We start from the raw sequence: 26332 nt of genomic DNA on the forward strand, positions 1-26332 counted from the left end.
GGGAAATCCGCGGGTCCGCCGTGATCGTCGTCGATAGGCTGGCCGGATGACCGACGTACTCGACAAGGTGGCCGGGAAGAGCGGCGAGCTGGTGCTCCGCCGGGCCGGAGAAGATTTCGAGGTCATCGCCAACGGCGTCTTCCTGATGGACACCCGGAACGGTGAATCCGAACGGTTGCTCGTCTCGGTGGCGGCCGATCTGGTGCCGGGCAAGGCACGGATGCTGATCGGCGGCCTCGGTGTCGGCTATTCGCTGCGCGCCGCGCTCGACCACCCCGGTGTCGGCGAGATCGTGGTCGTCGAGCGCGAGCCTGCCGTGATCAAGTGGAACCGCGAGGGCCCGCTCAAAGACGTCCATGGCGACGCGCTGTCCGACGAACGGGTCACCGTCGTCGAGGCCGATCTGGTGAAGTGGTTGCGCCGTACGGAAGAGCGGTTCGACGCGCTGTGCCTCGACATCGACAACGGTCCTGAGTGGACGGTCACCGACGGCAACGCGAAGCTGTATCTGGACGACGGGCTCGACATGCTCGCCGCGCGGCTGCGGCCCGGCGGCGTGCTCGGGGTGTGGAGCGCCGAGTCGGTGCCGTCGTTCGCGAAGCGGCTGCGGGCGCGGTTCGGTGAGGTGCGGGAGCTGAAGATCCCGGTGCCGCAAGGAGAACCGGACGTGCTGTGGTTCGCGCGGGTGTAGCGGACGCGGCGCGGGTCAACGCGCACTGGTGCGACGTGGTGTGCCGGACGGGCACTTTCACCCGCCACGTCTGGAAGTCGGCACACCGGACGCCGCCGCTGTACCCGGACGCGGTGACCCTGGCGCCGGACGCGACCGTGTCGGAGGTGCTGGACGGGATCGACACCTCGCCGGGCTGTTCGGTCAAGGACAGCTTCGCCTGCCTGGATCTTTCGCAAGCGGGCTTCGAGGTGCTCTTCGAGGCCACGTGGATCACTCGTACGGCTCAGGTGCCGCTCGAGCCGGGCTGGTCCCGCGTCGACGACCGGTTCGACGATCCGTCCGTCGCGGTGTGGTCCGACGGCGTCTCCGGCGTGACCGCCAACCGTGACGGCGACTTCGCCGGACTGTCCAATTTGTACACTCAAGGCGATCCCGACGACGCGTGGCGTGGCGCGACCTCGGCCGTCGCGGCGAGCTTCCCCGGGTTGCCGATCACCGGCTACGAACGCGGTGACGATCTCGACGCCGCTCTCCGCAACGGCTACACGGCACTAGGGCCGTTGCGCATCTGGCTGAAATGATCGCCGTATGGAGATCACCACCTGGCACCTCGAACAGACCTCGCCGGACGACCTGAGCGCGGCGAAACCGCCTGCCGTCCCGGTGACGGTCACCCGCTCCGAGCTGGTCAGCCCGGAGCTGAACCGCTATCTCTACACCGCCGTCGGCGGCGACTGGTTCTGGATCGACAGGCTCGGCTGGACGTGGACGCGGTGGGTCGAGTGGCTGGACAGGCCGGGCGTCGAGACCTGGGTGGCGTACGCGCAGGGGACGCCGTGCGGCTACTTCGAACTCGACGGCGCTGTTGACGGCACAGTGGAACTCGCGTACTTCGGCCTGATGTCGTCCTTCGTCGGGAAGGGCATCGGCGGGCACCTGCTGGCCGTCGCGCTGCGGGAGGCGTGGGCGCTCGCGGACCGCTGGCCGGGCAAGGCGACGACGCGGCGCGTCACGGTCCACACCTGCACGACGGACGGTCCGGCCGCGCTCAAGAACTACCAGGCACGCGGCTTCCGGCTGTTCCGCACCGAAGTCGAGCAGGCCAAGCTGCCCGCCGAAACGCCGGGACCGTGGCCGGGAGCCGCGAAGGGGTCGTGAGTGGCGATTCGGGTAAGGGCCGGCCGTGTTCTAGGTGCCTACGGCGGGTGGATCGGGATCGCAGGTCCGTGAAGGACCCCAGTACATGAAGGACCCCATCCTTGCGCCTAGGTACAGGAAGGCGTCCTTCATGTACTTCAACCCGGCATCACGCAAGAAGGCCACAGGTCACGCAGTAGGTACCCAAGGGAAAGCTCGCCAGAACCCGAATCGCCACTCACGACCCCCGGCACCGCCATGCCACCTTTGCCTCACCCGTCGCTACTTCGCGGGAGCCTTGGCAGCGGCCTTCGCAGCCTTCTTGAACGCTCGCACCTCGCCGAGGGTTTTCGCGTCCACGACGTCGGCGATCGAACGCCGTGAGCCGCGGTCGCCGTACGAGCCGGTGGCCGCGCGCCAGCCCTTGGGCTGCACGCCGAGCTGCTTGCCGAGCAACGCGAGGAAGATCGAGGCCTTCTGGTCGCCGAAGCCGGGCAACGCCTTGAGCCGCCTGAGGACTTCGGGGCCGTCCGGCTTGGGGCGCCCGGCGGTCCAGATCCCGGCGGCGTCGCCGTCGTAGTGTTCGACGACGTGCTCCGCGAGGTCCTTCACCCGCCGGGCCATCGAGCCGCCGTAGCGGTGGATCGCGGGCGGGACGACACAGAGCTCGACGAAGGTTTCGGTGTCCATCGCGTGGATCTTCTTGATGTCGAAACCGTCCATCCGGTCCGCGATCTTCTGCGGGCCCCGGAACGCGTGTTCCATCGGGAACTGCTGGTCGAGGAGCATCCCGACGAGCAGGGCGAACGGGTCTTCGGTCAGCAGCCGGTCCGCTTCCTCGTCCCCGACCAGGTGCAATGCGCGCGTCATGCGCCCAGGATCTCACGACCGGGCCGCCGCGCGCGCCCTCATCCGTGCGGATCGACCAGCAGGTCCGCGGCGGCGGTGGTGATGGCGGCCGACACCGCCGCCAGCGCGGGCGAGTCGAGTTTCCACTGCTGCCAGAACAGCGGCACGTCGATCGGGTGATCCGGGTCGAGGCAGGCGAACGTGCCGTCCCGCAGGCGGTCGCCGATCTGCGCGAGCGGCACCATGCCCCAGCCCATCCCGGCCGCGACGGCGTCGAAGAATCCTTCGGAAGAGGGAACGTAATGTCGCAGCGGGCTCGCGATCGTGCCGCGCTCGCGGGCGAAGCGGTCCTGGAGGTCGTCACGGCGGTCGAAGACGACGACAGGTGCTACGGCGAGGTCGAGGTCCGTGCCGAGGGCCGGGCTCACGACGGCCAAATAGCGCATGTGCCCGAGCCGGTGCACCGAACACCCGGCGACCGGATCGGGTGACGACGTCACCGCGGCCATCACCAGGCCTTCCCGCAGCAGGGTGGTGGTGTGGTCCTGATCCTCGCGGTGCAGTTCGAAGCAGATCTTCTGCTCGGGCGGCACCCGGGTGAGCGCCGGCAGGAACCACGTCGCCAGCGAATCGGCGTTCACCGCGATCGGCAGCCGGACCGGTTCGTCGCCCGCGGTCAGGCCGAGTTCGGCCCGCGTGTCGGCCTCCAGCAACGTCAGCTGACGGCCGAACCGCACCACCGCCTGCCCGGATTCGGTCAGGCGCACCGGTTTCGTGCGGATCAGCAGGACCCGGCCGGTGCGCTGTTCGAGCGCCTTGACGCGCTGGCTGATCGCCGACGGCGTCACGTGCAGCGCCGAGGCCGCCGCGTCGAACGTGCCTTCGTCGGCGACGGCCAGCAGCGTGCGGACCAGGTCGAGAGGCAGATCTGTCGTCATGAGCGCTAATGTTACGTAAGAATCTTTAGCTGTACTGTTGACGCTGGAATTTCTACCGTGGTCGGCATGGGAGACGTTCTGTTCAGCGCGGTCGCCGGGTTCGGCGCGACCATGGCCCTCATCGTCGCGATCGGCGCGCAGAACGCCTTTGTGCTGCGTCAGGGCATCCGGCGCGAAGCAGTACTCGTCGTGGTGCTGATCTGCATCTTCTCGGACGCCATCCTGGTGAGCCTCGGCGTCGGCGGGGTCGGCGCGCTGGTGGGGACGTCACCCGAAGCGTTGACGATCGTCGCCTTGGTCGGCGGCGCCTTCCTGCTTTGCTACGGCGCCCTCGCGGCCCGTCGCGCGTTCAAGCCGGCGGCGCTGGAAACCGGTGGTCCGGAGACCGGCGGATCGCTGCGCCGCATCGTGCTGACCACGCTGGCGATCACCTGGCTGAATCCGCATGTCTACCTCGACACCCTCCTCCTGCTCGGCGCGGTCGCGGCCGGGCACGGCAGCGACCGGTGGGCGTTCGGCGTGGGTGCGGTGTCGGCCAGCGTGCTCTGGTTCCTCGCGCTCGGTTTCGGCGCGAGGCTGCTCAGCGGGTTCTTCCGCAAGCCGTCGTCGTGGCGGGTGCTGGACGGCCTGGTCGCCGCGACGATGATCGCCCTCGGCGTGACGCTGATGGTCAGCGCCTGATCACGGCAGCCGGGCGAGATCTTCGGCGGTGAGCACGAGATCGGCCGCGGCCGCCGAGTCGCGGATCGTCGCCGGCCTGGTCGAGCCGGGGATCGCGACCATCGACGGCGACTTCGCGAGCAGCCAAGCCAGGCACACCTGTTGCGGGCTGACCCCGAGCTCTTCGGCCACGGAAAGGAACTCGCCGCCGATCCCGCGGAGCGGGCCCCACGGAAGATAGGCGAGCCCGAGTTCGGTGCACAGGGCCAGTTCCGGTTCGTGCGAAAGCTGCGCGGGCGCATGCTCGTTCTGCACCGAAACCAGTGTCCCGCCGAGGATTTCCCGCGCTTCGAGGATCTGCGCACTCGACACATTGGACAGTCCGGCGAGCCGGATCTTGCCTTCGTCGGCCAGCTCCTTGAGCGCGCCGACGGATTCCGCCCACGGCACGTTCTCGTCGGGTTTGTGCAGCTGGTAGAGCCCGATCGCGTCGACGCCGAGCCGTTTCAGCGAGCCTTCGCAGGCGTTCTTGAGGTGCGTGGGTGTCCCGGTGACGGTCCACGAGCCGTCACCGGGACGGCCGCGGCCGCCCTTGGTCGCGACGAGCACCGCGTCCGAGCCGCTGTGGGATGCCAGCGCTTCGGCGATCAGCACCTCGTTGTGCCCGGTTTCGCCCGCGTGCCAGTGGTAGGAGTCGGCCGTGTCGATCAGCGTGACACCGGCGTCGAGCGCGGCGTGGATCGTGGCGATCGCGCGGTCGCGGTCCGGCCGGCCCTCGATCGACAGCGGCATCGCGCCCAGCCCGATCGCGCTGACCTTGACGTCTCCGACGCTGCGGTAGCGCATGCTCAAGCCGCCTTTCGGGTTTCTTCGACGGCTTCGCCGAGCCAATCGGTGGTGGTGGAGAAGGAGAAACCGAGACCGGTCGCGCGCGAGGTGTCCAGGACGGCGTACCGGTCGAAGGAGAACGGCGAAGCGTCCCGCTCGACGGTCCGGAACCGGGGCTCGGCCGAGATCGCATGCGCGATGTCCACGGCGGAAAGCTCGCCGTGCGAACCGGCGTTGATCGGTCCGGTGAAGTCCGCACACGTGGCCCAGGCCAGGAAGTCCGCGATCTCGCTCTCGTGGATGAACGTCGACGGCCGCGGCTCCGCGTGGATTTCGACGGCCTGTCCCGCGTCCAGCAGCTCGACGTAATGCCGGAGCCGCCCGGTGAAATCGCGACCGCCGAGGACGTGCGCGACCCGCACCGAAGCGAACGACGCGTCCCCGGCCGCGAAGACCGCTTCGGCCTGACGCTTGCCTTCGCCGTACTGCGTTTCGAGGAAGTCCGTGTTGTGCCAAGGAAGACCGAAGTCGGCAGGGGACCGGGTCACCAGCGATTCGGCCATCGGCGCGTCCGCCCGGACCTGGTCGTAGACCTCGATCGTGGACGTCATCACGTACCGGTCCGCGCGGATGACACGACGCGAGATGTCCGCTTGGACCGGGGTGTAGCAGACCTGGTCGAGCACGACGTCGAAGGAACGGGAGCCCAAAACGGCCTTCAGGCCGGCTTCGTCGTCTCGGTCGGCGATCAGATGGGCGACGCCGGACGGCGCCGGAGCGGAGCCGCGGTTGAGCACGGTGACGTCCAGTCCGGCGTCGCGCAGCCGCTCGACCACTCCCCGGCCGAAGTACCGACTTCCGCCCAGAACGAGCACTCTCTTCATGACGACCAGTGTTACGGTGGCGATCCTGGTCAATGAAGGGGAGAACATGGGCATATCGGCGGAATCGCTGAAAGATTCGCGGTCGAATCGTGATTTCACTGAAAGCTCACTGGACGTGATCGACCGGCGACTCCTTGAACTCCTTCAGGAGGAAGGCCGCATCACCCTGAGCGAACTCGGACGCCGGGTTTCACTGAGTCCTGCCGCCGTCGGCGAACGCGTCAAACGGCTCGAAGCCGACGGCACGATCACGGGCTACGCGGCGCTCGTCTCGCCCGCCGGGATCGGCCTCGGGCTGCGGGCGTTCGTCCGGGTGGCGCCGCACAGCGGGTTCACCGTGCGGCATCCGCGCACCCGGAAGATCATGGACCGCCCGGAGATCCTCGAACTGCACCACGTGGTCGGCGAGGACTGCTGGATTCTCAAGATCGCCGTCCGCGACACCACCCACCTGGAAGACCTCCTCGAAGACCTCTCCACGCTGGGCGCCACGACGACGTCGATCGTCATGTCCAGTCCGATCGAGCGGCGTGTTCTGCTGCCCTTGTGATCGTCACAAGAGGTGGCTTGTAAGTCTGGTCGTTCTCCCGCTTGTGGCGGCCTTGACGTTCACGATCGCCGTCGAGCGGCTGGAACGACTGGTCGTGCAAGCCCAGCGCGAGCCATCCCGAACCGGTCGTGCTGGCGAGCACCGGCGCGGACAAGGTCGACATCGTCGGGCATCCCGAGGGGACGACGATGCCCGCGTACTACCTCCGGACTGGCCAGGACCGTGCTTTCGCTGCCCGGCCTCGATCTGCTCGCCGACGGCGTCTGCGGGGCGTGCCGTGAATACCTCGCGCCGTCGGACTTCCTCGACGACCTCGCCCGCGGCGGCGTGAGCGTGCCGGGGCCGACGTACACGAGCATCGTGAGCCGCCACGATCGAGTGGTCACGCCGTACACGACCGACATCGTGCTGCAGGACCACTGCGGCGCGGACGTTTCCGGGCATCTGAGCCAGGCGATCGACCCGGAAGGCGCTTCCGCGCCGAAGTGCGTGCCGTTCTTCGCGCCGCTGTAGGTTTCAGGGCCTGGTCGCGTGCACCACGAACACCGACCGGATCCGATCCGGCGTTGTGACGTCGACGCGTTTCACCGTCACGTCGGTGAAACCCGCTTCGGAGGCCAGTTCCGCCGCGTCATCCTCGGTTTCCGGCAGCTTCAGGTCGGTGGGGACGATGGCGGCGAACGCCTCCGACGGCCGGAACGCCGACGCGAGCGGCAGGCTGAAAGCCACCCTGCCACCTGGGCGCAGCACTCGCAGCCAGTCGCGGAGCGCGGCCGCGCCGAGGAAATGCAGCGAAGACGCGCACAGGACGGCGTCCGCGCCTTCGTCCTCCACCGGCGACGGAACCGCCGAGGCGACCTGCCAGGTGATGAGCCTGCCGGGATCGTGCGTCGCCGCCTTCTTCTCGGCTTGGGCGATCATGCCCGGCGAGATGTCGATCGCGAGCACTTCGCCCGGCTCCAGGCGCAACACGGCGAACGCGGCCACACCCGTACCGGTCGCGACGTCGAGAACGCGTTCGGGCGCTCTGAGGCCGAGGCCGTCGACGAGCGCGTCGGCGACCAAGCCGTGAAAAGTGTCTTCGTCGTAGTGCGCGGCGATGCCGTCGAACAGCCCGGCCGCGATCTCCTCACTCACGACGGCGACCCTGTCCGGGAGGCGGCGCCTGCCGGCGAAACCCAGGTCGACGCGGTGATACCAGCGCAACTCCGAGTCGCCTTCGAGCCAGCACAGCAGGACGTCGACGCCGTCGAGATCGGCAGGGAAGTCGATCAGGAGCGGGGCGAACCCCTTCAGCTCCGCACCCGTCCGCTGGACGGTCGTCATCAGGTCGTCCAACCGGGCCTGCGCGGCCTTCCACTCCGGCATCCCGCCGAGCGTGGTCGCCCGGCCACCGGGACGCAGGGACGCGGCGAGTTCGGCCGCGTCGGCGCGGAGACGGACAAGCTCGTCGAGCACGGGACGTAGCCGGGCGAGCTCGGCGCGGGCTTCGGGAACGGTGAACAAACCCATACGCCGATGGTCCCAGCACGCTCAGCGGCGCCGCCGGGCGAGTCTCGACGCGAGGCCCGCGCCGATCAGGAGGAAGCCCGTCGCGAGCAGGCCGCCGATGAAGAGCCAGCTCGTGACTCCGTAGGTGACGTCGTTCTGCGGCAGGTACTTCACCAGGCGGAAGCCCCATTCCGGGACGGCGATGGTCGCCACGCCCGGCGCGACTCCCCAGACGAGACCGCCGAGGATCGGGCCGGTCGCCGAGAGCGCGCCGAGCAGCCCGACCGCCAGCAACAGGAGTCCGCCGCCCACGAGCAGGCCGATGCTCAAGACGTCACGCTGGGTGCTGAGCGTGGCCTGGACGAGCATCTGCTGCCGCAGGCCGCCCCACGACAACAGGCCGAGGGCGACCGGCGTCAGGATCAGACCGCCCGCGCCACTGAGGACGCGACGCACGCCTCGACCCGCGCGCGGGTCTTCGACGCCCAGGTCGTCGTCGAAGGGCGGCTCGTACGGTTCATACGACTCGACGTCCTCGTACGGCCTCCGCGGGTCTTTCGGTTCCTGCTCGTACTCGCCGTACTCCTGGTAGTCCTCGTCGTCGTACTCCGCGACGTACCGGTGCGATGACATGGGCGGGTCACCTCCCTTAACCGGACTACGGACGTCAGCCCCCTTCGGTTCACTTCGATCTCCGCGGAGCGCGTTCAGCCCGCTAAACGCGATTCGGGCGCCGCCGCGCGAGGGTGCCGACCAGGCCTGCCCCGACGAGCAGGAATCCGCTCGCGAACAGGGCGCCCATGACCAGCCACGTCACCAAGCCCGTCCCGAGGCTCGCCCCGGTCACGTCGTAGGTGAGGCTCATGATGTCCTGCGGGCTCAGCAGGAACGTCAGTCCCGGGAGCACGCCCCACATCAGTCCACCCACGATGGGCCCGATGCCGGACAGCGCTCCGAGGAGTGCGACGCCGACCAAGAGCACACCGCCGAGGACCAGCAAGAACAGGCTGAGCGGGTCTTCGCCGACGGACAGGTACTGCGCGAAACTGCGCTGCAGCTGTGAGCCGCTGTAGATCACCAGGCCGAGAGCGACAGGTGTCAGCAGCACTCCGCCGAGCGCGCTGAGCACGCGCGGCACGGCCCGGCTCGTTTGCCTAGGCTGGGCGCCGTAAGGCTCCGGGGCCTGAGGCTGCTCGTACGGCGGCACAGCGTAGGGGTTGTTCGTCATGGGAGCGCCCTTTCCGGTGGGCCGGCAGAGGAGTTTGGTCGATGATGTCGCGGCCCGCGCGGTTCCGTGACGGCCGGATGGCCGTCGTCCGACCGGGTGACTTCGGTCACAACGGCCTCGTGGAGACTTGATACCGACCACTACTGGAACCATCCAGGACCGTTAAGCAGTACGCTTGTACCGCTACCGGAGAGACTGAAGAAGAACGCGAAGATCCGCGGAAGGAGCACCGCTGCTCATGGCCAAGATCAAGGTCCAGGGCACCGTCGTCGAGCTCGACGGCGATGAGATGACCCGCATCATTTGGCAGTTCATCAAGGACAGGCTGATCCACCCGTACCTTGACGTGAACCTGGAGTACTACGACCTGGGTATCGAGGAGCGGGATCGCACCGACGACCAGGTCACCGTCGACTCGGCCAACGCGATCAAGAAGCACGGCGTCGGCGTCAAATGCGCCACGATCACGCCGGACGAGGCGCGCGTCGAAGAGTTCGGCCTGAAGAAGATGTGGCTCTCGCCCAACGGCACGATCCGCAACATCCTCGGCGGCGTGATCTTCCGCGAGCCGATCGTCATCCAGAACATCCCGCGCCTGGTGCCCGGCTGGACCAAGCCGATCATCATCGGCCGTCACGCGCACGGTGACCAGTACAAGGCGACCAACTTCAAGGTCCCCGGTCCCGGCACGCTGACCATCAGCTACACCCCGGACGACGGCTCCGAGCCGATGGAGTTCGAGGTCGCGAAGTTCCCCGAGGGCGGCGGCGTCGCCATGGGCATGTACAACTACCGCAAGTCCATCGAGGACTTCGCGCGCGCCTCGCTGCAGTACGGCCTCGACCGTGAGTACCCGGTCTACATGTCGACCAAGAACACCATCCTCAAGGCCTACGACGGCATGTTCAAGGACGTGTTCGAGGAGATCTACCAGGCCGAATTCAAGGCCGACTTCGACGCCAAGGGCATTTCCTACGAGCACCGCCTGATCGACGACATGGTCGCCGCGGCGATGAAGTGGGAGGGCGGCTACGTCTGGGCCTGCAAGAACTACGACGGTGACGTCCAGTCCGACACGGTCGCGCAGGGCTTCGGCTCGCTGGGCCTGATGACGTCGGTGCTGCGCACCCCGGACGGCAAGACCGTCGAGGCCGAGGCCGCGCACGGCACGGTGACCCGGCACTACCGCCAGCACCAGCAGGGTAAGCCGACCTCGACCAACCCGATCGCGTCCATCTACGCGTGGACCCGGGGCCTCGAGCACCGCGGCAAGCTGGACTCGAACCCGGAGCTGATCGGGTTCGCGAACAAGCTGGAGCAGGTCGTCGTCGAGACCGTCGAGAGCGGCAAGATGACCAAGGACCTCGCGCTGCTGATCAGCAAGGACCAGGCCTTCCAGACCACCGAGGAGTTCCTCGCGACGCTGGACGCCAACCTGGCCAAGAAGATCGCCCAGGGCTGAGTTCGTTAGCCAAGTGCGTGAAGGCCCCCTTCCCTCGCCGGAAGGGGGCCTTCACGCACTTTGTGACGGTGGGTAGTACGCCCGCCGTCCGGTTGGCGCCTCCGGGTGGTTGGCAATCCGGGATCTGGGCGACCGCCCCGGCTTCTGCCACTCTGGACCGGACAGAAAACGATTCCCTTGTTCGAGGAGTGACCATCATGGCCATCTCGAAACCGGTCTTGTTCATCGGCGGCGGACTGGCGCTCATCGTGGTCGTCGCCATCTCGGGACAGGACAGGGAGTCCAGCGCGTCCAGCCCGACCGGATGCCAGGTCGTGGTGACGGCCGACGTGCTCAACGCGCGCGACGCCCCCGGCGGGCAGAAGATCGTCGGCAAGTACGTCAAGGACGCGAAGATCGACGCGCAGCCGGTGGTCGAGAGCGGCTTTCGCAAGATCGCCGAGGGCAAATGGGTCGCCGCCGAGTTCGCGCCCCCGGTCGAAGGCGCCAAATGCGGCCCCTGACCTGGGGGATCGCGGTTAGCCCGCTAAACGCAAGTGGGTGCCTTCCTCGGCCGCCAGCACCTCGCCGCTGAACTCCTTCCGCGCTTCGGCGACCGAGATGTCGCGGTCGGAGCCCGGCCAGAAGTGGGTCAGCAGCAGCCGCCGGGCACCCGCGCGCTCGGCCCAGTACCCGGCCTCGCCCGCCGTCGACACCAGGCGCGGCGTCTCGTCGGGAGAAGGGCCCTGCAGCGTGGCGTCCGCGATGAGCAGGTCGGCGTCGCGCGCCAGCTCCGCCAGGATCGGGCTCGGCCCGCTGTCCCCGGTGTAGGCGACGGTGAGCCCGGGCGCGGTCAGCCGGACGCCGTGGTTCGGCACATGGTGCGGCAGCAGGAACGTGGTCATCCGGAACGGCCCGACCTCGCGTGGCCTGCCGAGTTCGAACACGTCGAAGATCGTCGTCGGATGCGGTCGCGGTTCCATCGCTTCGAGCCGCCGCACCGTGCCCGGCGTGCAGTGCAGCGGGATCCTCGGCTCGTCCGGCAGCCCATAGGCGCGGGCACGGCCGAGCGCGCTCACGTCGGCGCAGTGATCGGGATGTTCATGCGTCACCACCACCGCGTCGACCCGGCCGCCCGGGCAGTGTTCGAACAGCCGTGACGCGGCGCCGTAACCGAGGTCGAGTACGACCTTGAAACCCTCGTGGACCAGGAGGAAGCCGGCGCAGGCCCGACCCGGTTCCGGCCAGGCGCCGCAGCTGCCCAGCACGGTCAACTCGCTCATGCGGGCAGTCTCGCAGAGCGCACGCCGTGCCGGTTCTGTCGGACCCCCCGGGTAGCGTGCGATGGGTGCTGACCGTCTCCACTGTGAATGTCAACGGCCTCCGTGCCGCCGCGAAAAAAGGCTTCGTCGAGTGGCTGGGCTCGACGAAGGCCGACGTCGTCGCCTGCCAAGAGGTCCGGGCCGAGCTCAAGGAGCTTCCGGCCGGTGCCGCCGCGCCCGAAGGCTGGCACGTGGTGCACGCGCCGTCGGTGCAGAAGGGGCGCAACGGCGTCATGCTCTTCAGCCGGGCCGAGCCGGAAGAGGTCCGCATCGGGTTCGGCGAGCCCGAATTCGAGGACAGCGGCCGGTACGCCGAGATCCACCTGCCGAACGTCGTGGTCGCGAGCCTGTACCTGCCCAGCGGCGACGTCGGAACCCCGCGCCAGGACGAGAAGGAACGCTTCATGGCGGCGTTCCTGCCGTACCTCGTCGACCTGCGTGCCAAGGCGGCGGCCGGCGGCCGTGAGGTCGTCGTCGTGGGCGACTGGAACATCGCCTACGACAAGACCGACCTGAAGAACTGGCGCGGCAATCAGAAGAGCTCGGGCTTCCTGCCGGAGGAGCGGGAGTGGCTCGGCCGCGTGTTCACCGAGGCCGGGTATGTCGACGTGCAGCGCAAGCTCGATCCGGAAGGCCCCGGCCCGTACACCTGGTGGTCGTATCGGGGGAAGGCGTTCGACAACGACTCGGGCTGGCGCATCGACTGCCAGATCGCCACCCCCGGCCTTGCCGAGCGGTGTACTTCCGTCGTGGTCGAGCGCGCCGAGTCCTACGACCAGCGCTGGTCCGACCACGCGCCGGTGACGGCGACGTACACGGATTGAGCGGACGGCCGAATATCCCGGATCACGGCTGTTCGCCGTGACCTCCGGGATCCGGTCGAGCACAATCAGACTGAGGAGGTGGCGGGCGTGCACGAGTCGATCGAGCTCAAGAAGCGCGAAATCGAGGAGCTTTGCCGAACACACTCGGTGCGCCGCCTCGATTTGTTCGGCTCAGCCGTGAGTGACAGGTTCGACGTGGTGTCGAGCGATGTCGACGTGCTCGTCGAGTTCGACACGGGACCGGGGTTTGACTACTTCGGGACGTACTTCGACCTGAAGGAAGGCCTTGAGCAGGTACTCGGTCGCCCGGTCGATCTCGTCAGCGTGACCAGCATTCGAAATCCGTACTTCAAGCAGCAGGTGCTGGAGACACGGGAGCTTCTCTATGCAGCGTGACGCTCACGCTTACCTCTGGGATGCCTTGAATGCGGCGGAGCTGTTGAGCGTCAGTTCGAAATCATCGGAGAAGCGTTGAACCAGCTGTCCAAATTGGATAGCGGCCTTGCGGCGCAGGTGCCTGACCTCGGGCGTATCGTCGCGTTTCGCAACATCCTCATCCATGGTTACGCGACGGTCGACGATGCCTTGGTGTGACAGGTACTTACTGAGAGAATTCCCGGATTGATCGGTGTCCTGCGGCGGTTGCAAGATGCGTGGGACCGACCACGCGCCGGCGGCGTACTCCGGATAATCTGCGCGCGGGAGATGCGGGGGTTGCGATGGAAACGAACGAGGCCAGGCGTATCGAGGCGACGAACGCCGAGCGCTACGCCATGTCCGGCCAGTACGGGTGGGAGTTCAGCCCGGACGCGCCGAACCTCCTGGAGCGGTGGACGGTGCTGCCGTTCAACCAGCGCGGGGACAAGCGGATCGCGTTCGGCGCGCTGAGCGGCGCGTATCAAGGGTTGCGGTTCAGCGTCTTCGACTACCACCGCCGCCCGACGGTCACGAGCGTGCACACGCGGTGGACCAACAAGAAGGTCAACGAGCTCGACACGCTCTCGATCGACACGGTCTGGGTGGTCACGCTGCCCGCGCCGATGCCGAACTTCCAGATCGTGTCGAGCATCGAGTCCGCCTGGGACGTCGAGCAGTACCCCGAGCCCGCCACGGCGGACCGGAAGTTCAACCGCTGGTACAAGCTGATCGACACCGACCCGAACGTCGCGGTCGGTGTGCTGACACCGCAAGTGGCCGCCACGATGCGGTCCTCGAAGCTGCACACCTGGTCGCTGGTGGGCGCGGAATTGGTCTACGTCGAGAATCCGACGTTCGGCCGGACCAAGCCGGACGAGATCCTCGCGACGCTCGGCAAGCTCGCGCAACTGGTGTCGCTGCTGCCGTTCCACCTCGGCGGCGGACAGCCCGCCACCCCGCCGCCACCACAACCCCAGTACCCGCAGCAACCCCAGTACCCGCAACAGCCGTACCCGCCGCAGAATCCCGGGCATCCGCAGCAGTATCCGCCCCCGCCGCAGTACGGCCAGCCGCCGTATCCGCCGCAGCATCCGGGATATCCGCCGCCGCACTACCCGCCGCCGCAGTACCCGCAACCCGGGTATCCGCCGCCGGGTTATCCGCCGCGCGGTTACTGACGGACCTTCGCGCTCTCCGTCCACACTGGACTTTCGACGAAGTGGTTGTCGAACTTTTCCTGGCTGTCCAAGAGATCCTGGACGGTCGCTTCGCCGTGTCCGACCTTTTCCAGTAGGCGGAAGTAGCCGAACCGTTCCACGCCGGGGATGAACACGATCAGTACGTCCGCCGACGAATCCGCGGCCGCACGGAAAGCGTGTGTGGTCAGCGGTGGGACGACGAGCATGTCGCCCTCGGCAACGGTGACGATCTCTTCTCCCACAAGGACTTCGAGCTTTCCGTCGAGCATGAAGAACATCTCGGAGGAGCCGGTGTGATAGTGCGGCGCCGCTCCATCGGCGCCGACACCCAGCTGTGTTCTCGCGCTGCTCATGACTCCGCCTGTGGTCGAGACATCGGCGAGCAGGGTGACGAGAGTGGGGGCCGCGCCGACGGTCTCGGCTTCGGCGGCGCGGACGAGGACGGGTTCACGGGTTTCGACGCGTTGAGTCATGCCGACGATAGTTCCATCGCTGATAGTTCGCTGTCAAACTATCTCCCGTCGAATAGACTGCCTCCGTGAGCGAAGAGCGAAACGAGGACGCGATCGACGCGGTGGTCGGCGCATGGCGGCGCGAGCGGCCGGAACTGGATTTGACCGCGATCGGGGTCGCCGGGCGCCTCGGCAGGGTGGCGATGCTGACCACGCCGATGGTGGAAGCCGTGTTCGCGAAACACGGCCTGAAGCAGGGGGAGTTCGACGTGCTCGCGGCGCTCAGGCGGTCCGGGAAGCCGTACACGCTGATCCCGTCCGAGCTGTCGGCGACGCTGATGATGTCCAGGGCCGGGATGACCAGCCGCATCGACCGGCTCGAGGCGGCGGGGCTGGTCGAACGGGCGCTGGACCCCGAAGACCGGCGCAGCTTCCGCGTCACGCTGACCGAGCGCGGATTCGAAGTCGTCGACGCCGCGATGACCGAGCACACGGCGAACGTCGCGAAGCTCCTGTCGCCGCTGGGTGAGGACCTCGGTGTCCTGGACGCCGCGCTGCGTCGCCTGCTGGTGTCCCTGGACGAAAACTGAAGGGGCCCGTCGCCGCGTCACATGCGGCGAAAGGCCCCTTCGGTTCCCTGGATGGATCAGCAGTACAGGTTGCCCCCGGGGCTGACGCCGAGGATCCCGGTGAACTGCTGGTACTTGTTCACGCGGCTCTGCACCTGGGCCGGGTTGCCGCCGTTGCACTCGATGCTTCCGTTGATGCTGCGGATGGTCTCACCGAAACCGCGGCTGTTGACCATCGCGTTGTGCGGGGTCATCGTGCCCGGACCGTTCTGGGTCATCCAGTACCAGATGCCGGTCTTCCAGGCGACCGCCGCGTCGTTCTGCACCAGCCACGGGTTGGTCAGCAGCGGCAGGCCCAGCGCGTCGCCGGCGGCCTTGTAGTTGAAGTTCCAGCTCAGCTGGATCGGGCCACGGCCGTAGTACGCGGCGTTGCCCGCCGGGCAGCCGTAGGACTGGCTCGTGTCGCAGTAGTGCGGGTAGTTGGCTTCGTTCTGTTCGACGATGTGGACGAGGCCGCCGGTCTCGTGGCTGACGTTCGCCAGGAAGGCGGCCGCTTCCTGCTTCTTCACGGTGTCGCTGCCCGTGCCGGCGAATGCGGGGTACGCGCTGAGGGCGGTGACCAGGCCGTTGTAGGTGTAGAAGGGGTTCCGGCTCGGGAACATCTGGTTGAACTGGGCCTCGCTGACCACGAAGCCGGACGGGTTCGGCGGGTTGGTCGTGCCGCCGCAGGCGCCTTGATCGGCCCAGACCTGCGCGCTACCAGGCGTTTCGTTCTGTGTCCACCACTTCGCGGACCAGTTGTGCCCGTTGTGGGAGGCGGTGTTGCCGCCCCAGTAGACCGAGCTCGCGTTCCACGGCGCCACGCAGTCCGCGGCGGAGGCGGACTGGGCCGGGACGACCACGGCGACCGTGGTGGCGGCGAAGGTGGCGGCGACCGCCGCGAGGATACGTCGAAGAGACATCGGTGGCTCCTTCGTACGAGGGGACCATGCAGGGAGATTGGTCTATACCTTTTAAGGGGTATGGCCAACAGGTATAGACCATTGCGCACAAGAAACCAACCGGGGAAAGTCGGATCGTGCCTGTTCGGCCCCGTCGCGACAGCCGAATGGCGTAACGCTGTCCGTTTTTGTCAGAAACCGGCTCCGGCGGCGACAACTCTGAGACGAGGGGTGCTCGAAAGATCCCCCCTGTGAGGGGCTAGTCTCGTGCCCCGAGTTGATCAGAACCCACAGGTCTTGACACGCTCGGTAGTTTTTTGACCAGCAGCCTGGAAATGCTCACTCGTTCGGGTTAGCGTTCCGGTCCGGCAAAGTCACGTCACGGGAGGCACTCCGGTGCGGAACCCAGTTCATCTCCTGATGCGATCGGCCCTGCCCGCGGCCAGGGCCGCGGCGGTCATCGCGATCCCGGTCGCCCTGCTCGTCGCGGGCGCCGGTCCGGCGTCGGCCGCGGAGTCGGCGTCGCGCTCGGAGATGGCGTTCGGTCTTCTCGGCCCGGTCGGCTTGATCGCCGTCGCGCTCGGCATCGTCGGTATGGCCTTCGGTGTGTTCCGTCAGCGCCGGAAGGCGCGCGCGGCCGCCGTCGCCCTCGCTCCCGTCGCCCCGGCCCAGCCGGCCGCCCCGCACGTCGCCGCGATGGCCGAGGCCGTGCTCGCGGACGACGGCCTCACCCGCCAGCAGCGCCCCTGACCTGCGCCTTCCCGGACCGGAGCGCGATTAGCCCGCTAAAGGCGACATGCCCCCGGGATCGCGTTTAGCCCGCTAAAGGCGACGTGGCGGATTTCTTGGGTAGGTACACCTAGTCCCGCCCGGATTGTTTAGCCGCCCGCTGATCGCCACCCTCAGGTCCATGACGGTGACGCGGCGTCGCAGCCGGCCCGGTGACCCCTTCCCGCTCGCTCTGGACCGGGCGATCACGGACAGCGGTCTCGGCCTCGACCGGATCCGGCATCGGCTCGCCCGGCAGGGCGTCCGGGTCAGTGTCGCGACCTTGAGCTACTGGCGGACCGGAAGAAGCCGCCCCGAGCGGTGCGACTCCCTGAAGGCGGTCGCGCTGCTGGAGCGGCTGTTCGAACTTCCGCACGGTTCGTTGCTGAACCGGCTGGGCCCGCGTCGCCCCCGGGGACGGTGGGGCGACGCGGGAACCGGATCAGACTCCGGAGTTGGTGCGGATCCAGCTGCGGAAGTAGGGGACGTCCACGTAGATCGACGGCCCGGTCGCGCAGGTGCTGCTGTTGTTCCCGGCGCGGCTGGTGGCGCCGACCAGCTGCCAGACACCGCTGACCTGCTTCACCTGCGGGCCGCCGGAGTCGCCGTAGCAGGCGCCCGAGTTGCCGTTGGGGTTGTTGGTGCAGATCTCGCTGGCGGCCCTGATGCCACTGCACCGGGTGTCGGCGACGATCGAGGTGTTCAGCTCCTGGAGGTTGATCGGAGCGCCACAGCCACCGCGGACGGGGCAGGTCTGGCCCCAGCCGATGATCCGCGTCGCGGTGCCAACGGCCCCGGACGCGTCGGCGATCGTGACCGGCGCCTGCGACACCGCCGTCGAGAGACGCAGCAGCGCCAGGTCGGCGGTCGGGTGGGCGATGCGCTGGGCCACGCGGGCGACGGTGCCGCCGCTGGTGCGGTTCGTGGTGCCGACGCGTACCTGGTACGGCGTGCCACAGTGGGCCGCGGTGACCACCCAGGTCGAGCTGATCAGTGAGCCACCGCACTGGTGGCCACCGGAGCTCGACTGCTGGGACACCATGAACGAGTAGACCTGCGTCGCGTTTCCGCCGCCGACGATGTTCGGCTGGAAGCCTCCGGTGGGCTCGGCGGCCGCCGCGACGCCGGAAAGCGAGAAGACGGCCGCAGCCGCCATGGCCAAGCCCATCAGTAGGGATCGTGCCTTCATCTGGGTTCTCCTTCGGTGTGGCCGGAAGATCCGGTGCCATGAACGCTAGGAATCGGGCACCGTGCTCAGAACCGTCGGAAGTATGTGGCGTTTAACCGTTTAGACCGTTCGGCCGGGGTGAGGCCGGATGACCCGCCGAGAGGTGGCCTGAGAGAATCCGGGCGTGTCCGACGAACTGAAGCGCCCGCGGGTGCTCTCCGGGATCCAGCCGACCGCCGACTCGTTCCACCTTGGGAACTACCTGGGTGCGCTGCGGCAATGGGTACGGCTGCAGGACACTCACGACACCTTCTACATGGTCGTCGATCTGCACGCGATCACCGTCGAGCAGGATCCGAAGGTGCTGCGCGACCGCACGCGCCGCTCGGCCGCGCAGCTGCTCGCGCTCGGCGTCGACCCGGCCCGCAGCGCGCTGTTCGTCCAGAGCCAGGTGCCGGAGCACGCCCAGCTGGGGTGGGTGCTGGAGTGTCAGACCGGGTTCGGCGAAGCGAGCCGGATGACGCAGTTCAAGGACAAGGCCGCGAAGCAGGGCACGGATCGCGCCAGCGTCGGCCTGTTCACGTACCCGGTTCTGCAGGCCGCGGACATCCTGCTGTACCAGGCGAACGAGGTCCCCGTCGGCGAGGACCAGCGGCAGCACCTGGAGCTGACGCGCAACCTCGCGCAGCGGTTCAACAACCGCTACGGCAAGACGTTCACCGTGCCGGAGCCGCATATCGTCAAGGACACGGCGAAGATCTACGACCTGCAGGACCCGACCGCGAAGATGAGCAAGTCCTCGTCGACCGGCAACGGCCTCATCGAGTTGCTCGAAGACCCGAAGAAGTCGGCGAAGAAGGTGCGCTCGGCGGTCACCGACACGGGTCGCGAGATCGTCTTCGACACCGAGAACAAACCGGGCGTCTCGAACCTGCTGACGATCCTTTCCGCGCTGACCGACCAGCCGGTCGCCGAACTCCAGAACTCCTACGAGGGCAAGGGGTACGGCGATCTGAAGAAGGGTGTCGCGGAGGCGTTCGTCGAGTGGGTGACGCCGGTGCAGGAGCGCGTCCAGTCCTACTTGGACGACGTCACCGAGCTCGACAAGGCGTTGGCCCTCGGCGCGCAACGGGCACGGGAAGTCGCTTCGGTGACTTTGAGGAACGTCTACGAGAACATCGGATTCCTTCCCCCAGCAGGCTGATTCGCGCTGCGATGTCGTCGCGGTGTGGTTAGCGTTTGACGGTGGCGAAAGATGACGGCGCGAAGCCGGAAGAGGACAAGCTGTTACCGCGGTTGAGGCGGAAGTACGGCTGGCTCGATCACCTCATCCGGGCGAACGACGCGTTCACCGAGCGCTACGGCAACCACTACGCCGCCGCTATCACCTACTTCAGCGTGCTTTCGGTGATCCCGATCTTGATGGTCGCGTTCGCGATCATCAAGATCGTGCTCGCGGGCGATCAGGTGGTGACGAACCAGCTCGTCGACGGCATCAAGAAGTCGGTTCCGGAGGGGCTCAGCGATCTGGTCGGCAGCATCATCAAGGCGGCGCTGGACTCCGGCGGCGGTATCGGCGTGTTCGGTCTGCTGCTCGCGCTGTACTCCGGCATCGGCTGGATGTCGAACCTGCGTGACGCGCTGACCGCTCAGTGGGGGCAGGAGAAGCAGAAGCTCCCGCTGGTTTCGACGACCATCAAGGATCTGCTGTCCCTCGTCGGCCTCGGCCTCGCGCTGGTGGTCTCGTTCGGTCTCACCGCGGCGGGCAGCGGCGTCGGGCGGTTCCTGCTCGAACTGGTCGGTCTCGAGAACCAGGGCTGGGCCGTGTTCCTGTTGAAGGTCGCGACGATCGTGCTCGGCCTGCTCGCGAACACCCTGGTCTTCCTGTGGGTCATCGCGAGGCTGCCTCGTGAGCACGTCGCGCTGCGCAGCGCCGTCAAGGGCGCGATCTTCGCCGCCGTCGGGTTCGTCGTGCTCCAGCAGGCCGCGACCCTTTACCTCGGCAGTGTCACGAAATCACCGGCGTTCACGTTGTTCGGCCCGGTGATCGGTCTGCTCGTGTTCGCGAACCTCGTCTCGCGGTTCCTGCTGTTCGTCACCGCGTGGACGGCGACGGCGAAGGAGAACTTGAAGACGGTCATCGAGCCGCCGGCCCCGGTGCTGATCCACCCGAGGGTGACCGTTCAGCAGGGGCCGGGGCTCGGCGCCGTCGGCGGGGCTTTCGCGACCGGCGCGCTCTTGGGCTGGTTCGGCCGCCGAAAGTCCTGAAGTTCCGGCTACTCGCCCGCCATGGCCTTCCTGCGCTGGTGACCGACGACGAACGACGCCACGATGATCAGGAAGACGACCAGCGTGATGATCCAGCCCGTCACCCCGAACGGGTCTTCGGCCGCGGCCGCGGCGCCACTGTTCGAAGCGCCGTCGGCGTTCGGCACGGCGTTGGCCGGATCCGCTTCCACCGCGGCCGCCGGCCGGTATTCGATGCGCCCCACCGATTCGGCCTTGGCCTCGCGCAGCGCGATGCCGTAATCGAGGAGCTTCGCGGCCTGTTCGGTGACCCGCGTCGGGCGTTGCTCGGCGCGGAGCATCACGACTCCGACCCGGTGACCGTTCCGGACCGCGCTGCCGGCGTAGGTGTGGCGCGCGTCGTCGGTGAATCCGGTCTTTCCGCCGGTGAATCCGGGATAGCTACCGAGGAGTTTGTTGTCGTTGTAGATCGTGATGACCGGTTTCCCCGCGGTGGGCGGGATTTCGAAACTCTTGGTCTTGACCACCTTGGCGAATTCGGGGTTCTTCATCGCGTGGTGGAAGATCAGGCTCATGTCGTAGGCGGAGGTCGACATGCCGGGGCCGTCGAGTCCGGACGGTGTCGCGGCCCGGGTGTCCGTGGCGCCGATGCGGGTGGCCAGCGCGTTCATCTTCGCGAGGGTCGCGTCCACGCCACCGAGCACGGTGGAGAGCGCGTGCGCCGCGTCGTTCCCCGAGTGCATCAGCAGTCCGTGCAGCAGCTGGTCCACTGTGTACTGACCGCCGGCGGCGATGCCCATGCAGGTGCACTCCTGCTCGGCGTCCTCCTTGGTCGGCACGACGACCTTGTTCGGCGGCAGTTCGGTGACCACCACCAGCCCGAGCAGGACCTTGATCAGTGACGCCGGCCGCTGACGGGCGTGCGGGTCCTTCGCGGCGATGACGTCGCCGGTTTCGAGGTCCTGCAGCACCCAGGACGCGGCGGTGCTTCCCTCTGGCGGGTTCAGCGCGCGCTTCGGCAGCACGACCCCGCATTCGGCCATCCGGTCGCCCCCCACCGGGACCGGCGGGACCGGCAACGGCTCCGGCGCGGCCTCCCCGGGGCGCGGTTTCTCGGAGGTGTCGATCGGCGCGGGAGGCGTCGTCTTGTTCGCGCACGGCTGCGCCTGGGCTGGTGGCTTCGGAGCCGCTGTGGCCACCGGCGTCACCGCGAGGGCGAGCACACCGGAAACGAGGACCATGAGCGACCGGGAGATAGCGCTGTGCACCCGAGCAATGTAGCGTCGCCGGGCTCGCTGCATACTCAGGGGCATGCGCATTTCGCGAGGTACTTCGATGTTCCTGCTGGGTTTCGGCGTGTGGTCGTGGATCATCTGGATCACGTTCGCCAAGAATCTCTGGGACAGCGACCGCGCCTGGGCCGCCGACGGCTCGCCGACCGCCTACTTCATCGTGCACGCGGTGCTGACGGTCGTCTCGTTCGTGCTCGGCACCATCATCGGCCTTATCGGTCTGCGCACGCTTCGTGGCGCCAAGTCACGGGACGCGGAAAAGGCTGACGCCTGATCGGGTTTGTCGTCCTTTTGACGGTGGTGGGCCCGGCGTCGGCTCCCTAACGTTCACCTCACCGAATCATGGAGGCTGAATGTCCCGGATCAGACGTCTGCTCGTCCCCGCGCTCGTCGCGGCGGCGGCCGGAAGCGTGTTCGCGGCCCCGTCGGCGAGTGCCGCGCCCGCGCCGCAGTGCGACACCGCGAGCGCGCCGTTCAACTACGTGGTGCTCTACGACCCGCGCACCCCGGAGCGCAAGGTCGACGCCGAGCTGCGCGCCAAATGCGGCGAGAAGGTCGCGTACTACCCGGAGATCGGGGTCGCGGTCGCGACCTCGCGCAACGCCGACTTCCAGGCGAAGATCGGCGTCTTCCGCGCCTACTCGGGCGGCCGTGACGTGGCGTTCCCGCCGGCGGCCTCGGCCAGGTCGACCCGCTCCGCGGTGGTCGACACCAAGGAGAACGAAGAGACCACCAGCGTCGCCGTCGAAGAGGACCTGTCGGCCCAGCAGTGGGACATGCGGGCGATCCAGGCTCCCGAAGCGAACAAGGTCTCCGGTGGCAGCCGTTCGGTGACCGTCGGCGTGCTGGACTCGGGCATCGAGCCCACCCACCCCGGGCTGAAGGACGCTCTGGACCCGAAGACGTCCGCGGGCTGCAACTCCGGCGCGCCCGACACCACGCCCGCCGCCTGGGCCCCGACGAACTCCGACCACGGCACGCACGTCGCCGGGACGATCGCGGGCAAGGACACCGCGCGCGGCTTCACCGGCGTCGCGCCCGGCGTCAAGCTGGCGTCGGTGAAGGTCGTGAACGACGACGGCCTGATCCTCCCCGAGGCCGCGGTGTGCGGGTTCATGTGGGCCGCGAAGCACCGCTTCCCGGTGACGAACAACAGCTACTACATCGACCCGGGCATGTTCTACTGCACGAAGGAGCCGGGCGACGCGGCCGCGTTCGAGGCCGTCCGCCGCGCGGTGACCTACTCGACCGGTCGTGGTGTCCTGAACGTCGCCGCCGCCGGCAACAGCGGCTTCGACCCGGACAAGCAGACCACCGACCCGAACCGCCCCCACCCGATCGACGAGAGCTGCGGCATCCTGCCCAAGGCCATCGACGGCGTCGTCAACGTCTCGGCCATCGGCTACGCGGGCACGAAGTCGTCGTACAGCAACTACGGTGACGACGTTTCGGTCACCGCCCCCGGCGGCGACCGCGCCCAGCTGCCGCCCGCCGGCCAGGGTGTGGGCTGCCCGCTGTCGACGATCTTCAACGGTGCCTACGGCGCCAAGTGCGGCACGTCGATGGCGTCCCCGCACGCCGCCGGTGTCGCCGCGCTGCTGGCGTCCCGCTACCGCCACGCTCCGCCGCGGCTGCTGACCTGGCTGCTGGAGCACCAGGCCGACGCGGTCGAGTGCGGCACCGCCGCACCGGTCTGTGAAGGCCCGGCGAAGGACAACTCGTACTACGGGCACGGCCGCGTCAACGCTCTGGACGCGGTGAAGTAGATCTTTTCGTTCGCCGGGGCCCGTCCGCGTTTCGCGGGCGGGCCCCGGTTTCGTTCCCGGACTTGCGCGAAAGCGAGATTCGTTCGGTGATCGCCCGATCACGTGCCGGGTTTTTCGGTATTGACACCGTCCGGACGAGGTAAGCTCGTGAGTGAAGCTCAATGGAGTGACGCACTGCGCGCATCTCGATCGGCCTGCGTTAAGGTGCCCACTTCCACATCGCTCGATGGGGATGTCAGGTTCGACCTCGCGAATGGATACATGATGACCGGCGGTTCTGAGACGGGCGGCAACTAGCCCATCGCCTGGCTCCGGCATGAGGTCGAACTTTCACCCGTGCCGGAGCGTCAGCCGTGACGCGTGTAGTCCGCGACGAAGCCCATCCGCTGGCTCAACTGGGGCTCGCGAGCGGAGAACTCGACTATCACGTCGTTGTTCCGCACCTTTTTCTTGAAATTGCGCGCACCCTGATTGCGCACGGTGAGAGACCCGGGGTTCGCGATGTTGCGGAAGACGACGCGGTGGGTGAACTTGCAGACCTCCTTGTCGAAGACCACGTCGAAGTCCTCCGGCTCCGCGCCGCTCATCAGATCCGCCGACATCTTCGGCCACCACCACTCGACGGTCACGAGGTCGCCGTCCGCGACACGGTTTCCCAAGTGGACATAGATGTCGAGGCGCGGTTTTCCGGTCTTCGAGTTCTTCCAGACGGACGTGGCCTTCGCCCGCGTGCGTTCGGACGCGCTTTCCGGTCTCGCGTGGTACGCCTTGCACGAGATGCGCCGTTTCGCCCTGGCGGTCAGGGGAGTCATTCCGTAGTAGGCCATCTTCAGAGAAACGTATCTCGGCTTGCCGTCCGCGGCGGCGTTGAGGATGATGTTGCGTTTGCAGTAGACGTCACCGTTGTTCTCGACGATGGTTTCCTGCCGCCACTCGCGGAGGACGATCGGTGAATCCGTGTGCATACTGTCGGCGTAGTCGTGAAGAATGTTCTCCACGTTGACGAGTTTGTTGCGTTGTCGTTGCGTTCCCGCGAACGAAACCAGTGCGGCCATAACGAACAAGACGCCGGCGGCGGTGGCGAAAACCGTTCTGAGCCAGGCGATGCCGAGGACCTGGCCGAGCAGGCCGACAAACCCCAGCATGGTGACCGTGCCGCCGAAGACACGGATGTAACCGTGTTTGTAAACGAGTTCTTCGATTTCCGCGATCAAAGGTAGGAATCGCTGCGAAAGGAGCGCACGCAGCTCCGAACCTGCCGTCATCGCCTCGCCGCCCCTCGATCACCCGGCTTGGTGACGCTCCAGACTATCTCAGTCACGCACCGTTTCCAACGGCTCTCTTGGCGGTGAAGCGCCTTTCGTCGGATCCGCGATCGGGTCCCGCTGGTTACGTTGGGAACACCTTCGACAGTGGGGAGTTCACGATGTCGGTGTTCGGTCGGTTGGTTCCCGTGGTGGTGGGGCTGGCGATGCTCCCGCTTGTCAGTACGCCCGCGGCGGCCGCGGCTCCGGTGGCACCCTGCAGCGACGAGCCACGGGAGCTGCCCATCAACGAGTTCACCGACTATCGCGAGATGGTCCGCGAACTCGGCAGGCTCGAGCGCGTGAGCAAGGGGCGGGTGGCCGTCAAGGAAGTCGGGCGGTCCAACCGCGGACGCGTGATCCACCAGGCGACCGTCGGGACCGGCCCGAAGGTCTTCGTGGTCTCCAGTGAGATCCACGGGAACGAGAAGACCGGCACCGACGCGCTGTTGCGCATCCTCGACTACCTCGGCACGTCGGAATCGCGGGACGCCGAACGGCTGCGGAAGACCATCACCTTCGTCGCGGTCCCGAAACTGAACCCGGACGGCGCCGAACTCGACCGGCGCGGCAACGACCTGTCGTGGGCGGAAGTGCAGCGGAAGTTCCCGCAACTCAAGGACCGGCCGCCCGCCTGGAACTACCTCAGCGACGTCCTCCAGGGCGACGACTATCGGAAACGGCCGGGATTCGACGTCAACCGCGACTTCAACCCGGACCTGAACTACGTCCCGCGCGCGGAGGACTTCCCCGGCGCGCCGGATCAGCCGGGCTGGTTCATCACGCCCGAGGCGCGGGCGCTGCGTTCGGTGTACACCGGGTTGACCGCTCAACGGGGAAAGGTCCCCGACGTCTACGTCGACCTGCACCATCAGGGCGCGTGCGTGCGGCAGGAAGGCAGCAACCGGCTCCTCGACGTCGGCATCGACTACCCGCCACTGCCCGACAAGTTCTTCGAGCCCGGCCAGAAGTACGCGAAGTACCGCGATGTGTACACAAAGGACGAATCGCGGCAGCTGGCGATCAGCGCGTTCAACGGGATGACGTCGCGCGGGTTCGTCGGGGCGCGGTATCCGCACGGCGCCGATCGCGACCTGCCGGGGCAGGCGCGGTGTTCGTTCGCCTTGAACGGGACCGGGACGGTGCTGTTCGAGGTGCGCGGGCAGACGCAGACGCTGGGGCAGCAGCACCGGGAGCACTTCACGCGTGCCGTGATGGCCGGGCTGTACAACATGCTGCGGGACGTGAGCACGGGCGCTGTCGACTACATCGACCCGGAGGCTTTCGACCTGCTGCCCGGGACCGCCGACTCCTCCGCCGGCCACTCGCTGGACGCGCGCGTGCTGGAGTAGCTCACTTTCTGTGAAGTACATGATGGCCCCCT

At 67.6% G+C, this 26332-nt stretch carries 32 protein-coding genes; 19 read left to right on the forward strand and 13 right to left on the reverse strand.

Annotated elements, in window-relative coordinates; genetic code table 11:
- Window positions 1-46 precede the first annotated feature (46 nt).
- Genes ACLJO0_RS09715 through ACLJO0_RS09725 form a run of 3 tightly spaced genes read left to right on the forward strand, consistent with a single transcriptional unit; the run spans window position 47 to window position 1831 of the window.
- Window positions 47-691, forward strand: a complete 645-nt coding sequence (locus ACLJO0_RS09715; RefSeq protein WP_410577651.1) for a spermidine synthase — start codon at window positions 47-49, stop codon at window positions 689-691.
- On the forward strand, window positions 673-1254 hold the full coding sequence (locus ACLJO0_RS09720) for a hypothetical protein (protein WP_410577652.1): 582 nt from the start codon (window positions 673-675) through the stop codon (window positions 1252-1254). Before ACLJO0_RS09715 ends, ACLJO0_RS09720 begins: the two co-directional genes overlap by 19 nt.
- Before the next feature lie 7 nt (window positions 1255-1261).
- Window positions 1262-1831, forward strand: coding sequence for a GNAT family N-acetyltransferase (locus tag ACLJO0_RS09725; RefSeq protein WP_410577653.1), 570 nt, complete (start codon window positions 1262-1264; stop codon window positions 1829-1831).
- A 261-nt stretch (window positions 1832-2092) separates the two neighbouring features.
- Here the strand turns inward: ACLJO0_RS09725 and ACLJO0_RS09730 are convergent, their stop codons facing one another.
- Window positions 2093-2680 carry an HhH-GPD-type base excision DNA repair protein gene (locus ACLJO0_RS09730; protein WP_396566038.1) on the reverse strand — a complete coding sequence of 196 codons (588 nt, stop codon included), beginning with the start codon at window positions 2678-2680 and terminating at the stop codon, window positions 2093-2095.
- A 38-nt stretch (window positions 2681-2718) separates the two neighbouring features.
- Entirely contained in the window at window positions 2719-3597 is an 879-nt protein-coding gene (locus ACLJO0_RS09735; protein WP_410577655.1) for a LysR family transcriptional regulator ArgP, read from the reverse strand.
- A gap of 66 nt (window positions 3598-3663) precedes the next feature.
- On the opposite strand from ACLJO0_RS09735, the gene ACLJO0_RS09740 reads away from it, so the two are divergent.
- The gene (locus tag ACLJO0_RS09740) at window positions 3664-4278 is read left to right on the forward strand and encodes a LysE/ArgO family amino acid transporter (RefSeq protein WP_410577657.1); all 615 of its coding nucleotides are present in this window, start codon (window positions 3664-3666) and stop codon (window positions 4276-4278) included.
- On the opposite strand, the gene ACLJO0_RS09745 is transcribed toward ACLJO0_RS09740, so the two are convergent.
- Window positions 4279-5103 (reverse strand): aldo/keto reductase, encoded by an 825-nt coding sequence (locus ACLJO0_RS09745; RefSeq protein WP_410577659.1) that lies wholly within the window; start codon window positions 5101-5103, stop codon window positions 4279-4281.
- 2 nt (window positions 5104-5105) lie between these two features.
- Window positions 5106-5969, reverse strand: coding sequence for an NAD-dependent epimerase/dehydratase family protein (locus ACLJO0_RS09750; RefSeq protein ID WP_410577661.1), 864 nt, complete (start codon window positions 5967-5969; stop codon window positions 5106-5108).
- Between ACLJO0_RS09750 and ACLJO0_RS09755 the strand changes: the two genes are divergently transcribed.
- Complete coding sequence (locus tag ACLJO0_RS09755; RefSeq protein ID WP_410577662.1) at window positions 5968-6519, forward strand: Lrp/AsnC family transcriptional regulator; 552 nt, start codon at window positions 5968-5970, stop codon at window positions 6517-6519. The genes ACLJO0_RS09750 and ACLJO0_RS09755 overlap by 2 nt on opposite strands.
- Before the next feature lie 222 nt (window positions 6520-6741).
- Window positions 6742-7032, forward strand: a complete 291-nt coding sequence (locus ACLJO0_RS09760) for a hypothetical protein (RefSeq protein WP_410577664.1) — start codon at window positions 6742-6744, stop codon at window positions 7030-7032.
- 3 nt (window positions 7033-7035) lie between these two features.
- Here ACLJO0_RS09760 and ACLJO0_RS09765 read toward each other — a convergent pair whose 3' ends face one another.
- The 3 genes from ACLJO0_RS09765 to ACLJO0_RS09775 all read right to left on the reverse strand — a co-directional run bounded on the left by ACLJO0_RS09765 (window position 7036) and on the right by ACLJO0_RS09775 (window position 9238).
- Complete coding sequence (locus ACLJO0_RS09765; protein WP_410577665.1) at window positions 7036-8031, reverse strand: DUF2203 family protein; 996 nt, start codon at window positions 8029-8031, stop codon at window positions 7036-7038.
- 21 nt (window positions 8032-8052) lie between these two features.
- Entirely contained in the window at window positions 8053-8643 is a 591-nt protein-coding gene (locus ACLJO0_RS09770; protein ID WP_396566057.1) for a hypothetical protein, read from the reverse strand.
- Between the two features lie 82 nt (window positions 8644-8725).
- Window positions 8726-9238: a hypothetical protein gene (locus ACLJO0_RS09775; protein ID WP_410577667.1), complete on the reverse strand. Its 513-nt coding sequence runs from the start codon at window positions 9236-9238 to the stop codon at window positions 8726-8728.
- A gap of 238 nt (window positions 9239-9476) precedes the next feature.
- On the opposite strand from ACLJO0_RS09775, the gene ACLJO0_RS09780 reads away from it, so the two are divergent.
- Window positions 9477-10700, forward strand: a complete 1224-nt coding sequence (locus ACLJO0_RS09780) for an NADP-dependent isocitrate dehydrogenase (RefSeq protein WP_034304555.1) — start codon at window positions 9477-9479, stop codon at window positions 10698-10700.
- A 197-nt stretch (window positions 10701-10897) separates the two neighbouring features.
- Window positions 10898-11203, forward strand: coding sequence for an SH3 domain-containing protein (locus ACLJO0_RS09785; RefSeq protein ID WP_410577669.1), 306 nt, complete (start codon window positions 10898-10900; stop codon window positions 11201-11203).
- Between the two features lie 15 nt (window positions 11204-11218).
- Here ACLJO0_RS09785 and ACLJO0_RS09790 read toward each other — a convergent pair whose 3' ends face one another.
- On the reverse strand, window positions 11219-11962 hold the full coding sequence (locus ACLJO0_RS09790) for an MBL fold metallo-hydrolase (RefSeq protein WP_410577671.1): 744 nt from the start codon (window positions 11960-11962) through the stop codon (window positions 11219-11221).
- 56 nt (window positions 11963-12018) lie between these two features.
- Between ACLJO0_RS09790 and ACLJO0_RS09795 the strand changes: the two genes are divergently transcribed.
- The 4 genes from ACLJO0_RS09795 (at window position 12019) to ACLJO0_RS09810 (ending at window position 14420) form a co-directional block, all read left to right on the forward strand.
- The gene (locus ACLJO0_RS09795) at window positions 12019-12825 is read left to right on the forward strand and encodes an exodeoxyribonuclease III (protein WP_410577673.1); all 807 of its coding nucleotides are present in this window, start codon (window positions 12019-12021) and stop codon (window positions 12823-12825) included.
- A gap of 87 nt (window positions 12826-12912) precedes the next feature.
- Window positions 12913-13221, forward strand: coding sequence for a nucleotidyltransferase family protein (locus ACLJO0_RS09800; RefSeq protein WP_410577675.1), 309 nt, complete (start codon window positions 12913-12915; stop codon window positions 13219-13221).
- A gap of 75 nt (window positions 13222-13296) precedes the next feature.
- Window positions 13297-13419: a HepT-like ribonuclease domain-containing protein gene (locus tag ACLJO0_RS09805; RefSeq protein ID WP_410577677.1), complete on the forward strand. Its 123-nt coding sequence runs from the start codon at window positions 13297-13299 to the stop codon at window positions 13417-13419.
- 125 nt (window positions 13420-13544) lie between these two features.
- Window positions 13545-14420, forward strand: a complete 876-nt coding sequence (locus ACLJO0_RS09810; protein ID WP_410577679.1) for a hypothetical protein — start codon at window positions 13545-13547, stop codon at window positions 14418-14420.
- Here the strand turns inward: ACLJO0_RS09810 and ACLJO0_RS09815 are convergent.
- The gene (locus ACLJO0_RS09815) at window positions 14414-14914 is read right to left on the reverse strand and encodes a cupin domain-containing protein (protein ID WP_410577681.1); all 501 of its coding nucleotides are present in this window, start codon (window positions 14912-14914) and stop codon (window positions 14414-14416) included. The genes ACLJO0_RS09810 and ACLJO0_RS09815 overlap by 7 nt on opposite strands.
- 65 nt (window positions 14915-14979) lie before the next feature.
- Here ACLJO0_RS09815 and ACLJO0_RS09820 point away from each other — a divergent pair, with 65 nt between their 5' ends.
- The gene (locus ACLJO0_RS09820; protein WP_410577682.1) at window positions 14980-15483 is read left to right on the forward strand and encodes a MarR family winged helix-turn-helix transcriptional regulator; all 504 of its coding nucleotides are present in this window, start codon (window positions 14980-14982) and stop codon (window positions 15481-15483) included.
- A gap of 56 nt (window positions 15484-15539) precedes the next feature.
- On the opposite strand, the gene ACLJO0_RS09825 is transcribed toward ACLJO0_RS09820, so the two are convergent.
- Window positions 15540-16424 (reverse strand): glycoside hydrolase family 19 protein, encoded by an 885-nt coding sequence (locus ACLJO0_RS09825; RefSeq protein ID WP_410577684.1) that lies wholly within the window; start codon window positions 16422-16424, stop codon window positions 15540-15542.
- Window positions 16425-16823: 399 nt separating this feature from the next.
- On the opposite strand from ACLJO0_RS09825, the gene ACLJO0_RS09830 reads away from it, so the two are divergent.
- Window positions 16824-17153, forward strand: coding sequence for a hypothetical protein (locus ACLJO0_RS09830; RefSeq protein ID WP_410578215.1), 330 nt, complete (start codon window positions 16824-16826; stop codon window positions 17151-17153).
- A gap of 460 nt (window positions 17154-17613) precedes the next feature.
- Here the strand turns inward: ACLJO0_RS09830 and ACLJO0_RS09835 are convergent, their stop codons facing one another.
- Window positions 17614-18360, reverse strand: coding sequence for a S1 family peptidase (locus ACLJO0_RS09835; RefSeq protein WP_125796437.1), 747 nt, complete (start codon window positions 18358-18360; stop codon window positions 17614-17616).
- Window positions 18361-18523: 163 nt separating this feature from the next.
- On the opposite strand from ACLJO0_RS09835, the gene trpS reads away from it, so the two are divergent.
- Window positions 18524-19543 carry a tryptophan--tRNA ligase gene (gene trpS / locus ACLJO0_RS09840; protein ID WP_125796438.1) on the forward strand — a complete coding sequence of 340 codons (1020 nt, stop codon included), beginning with the start codon at window positions 18524-18526 and terminating at the stop codon, window positions 19541-19543.
- A 35-nt stretch (window positions 19544-19578) separates the two neighbouring features.
- Window positions 19579-20607 (forward strand): YhjD/YihY/BrkB family envelope integrity protein, encoded by a 1029-nt coding sequence (locus ACLJO0_RS09845; RefSeq protein ID WP_410577685.1) that lies wholly within the window; start codon window positions 19579-19581, stop codon window positions 20605-20607.
- A gap of 8 nt (window positions 20608-20615) precedes the next feature.
- Here the strand turns inward: ACLJO0_RS09845 and ACLJO0_RS09850 are convergent, their stop codons facing one another.
- Window positions 20616-21854, reverse strand: a complete 1239-nt coding sequence (locus tag ACLJO0_RS09850; protein WP_410577686.1) for a D-alanyl-D-alanine carboxypeptidase family protein — start codon at window positions 21852-21854, stop codon at window positions 20616-20618.
- Between the two features lie 43 nt (window positions 21855-21897).
- Between ACLJO0_RS09850 and ACLJO0_RS09855 the strand changes: the two genes are divergently transcribed.
- Both ACLJO0_RS09855 and ACLJO0_RS09860 read left to right on the forward strand, forming a co-directional pair.
- Window positions 21898-22152 (forward strand): SCO4848 family membrane protein, encoded by a 255-nt coding sequence (locus tag ACLJO0_RS09855; protein ID WP_026467335.1) that lies wholly within the window; start codon window positions 21898-21900, stop codon window positions 22150-22152.
- Window positions 22153-22231: 79 nt separating this feature from the next.
- A complete protein-coding gene (locus ACLJO0_RS09860) occupies window positions 22232-23644 on the forward strand; it encodes a S8 family peptidase (RefSeq protein WP_410577687.1) in 1413 nt (470 codons plus the stop codon).
- Window positions 23645-23991: 347 nt separating this feature from the next.
- Here ACLJO0_RS09860 and ACLJO0_RS09865 read toward each other — a convergent pair whose 3' ends face one another.
- Window positions 23992-24909, reverse strand: coding sequence for a DUF4064 domain-containing protein (locus tag ACLJO0_RS09865; RefSeq protein WP_410577688.1), 918 nt, complete (start codon window positions 24907-24909; stop codon window positions 23992-23994).
- Window positions 24910-25070: 161 nt separating this feature from the next.
- On the opposite strand from ACLJO0_RS09865, the gene ACLJO0_RS09870 reads away from it, so the two are divergent.
- Window positions 25071-26300 (forward strand): M14 family zinc carboxypeptidase, encoded by a 1230-nt coding sequence (locus tag ACLJO0_RS09870; protein ID WP_410577689.1) that lies wholly within the window; start codon window positions 25071-25073, stop codon window positions 26298-26300.
- Window positions 26301-26332: the final 32 nt, after the last annotated feature.

It is taken from the genome of Amycolatopsis sp. lyj-108 (assembly GCF_046549005.1).
In the GTDB taxonomy this organism is placed as follows: Bacteria; Actinomycetota; Actinomycetes; order Mycobacteriales; family Pseudonocardiaceae; genus Amycolatopsis.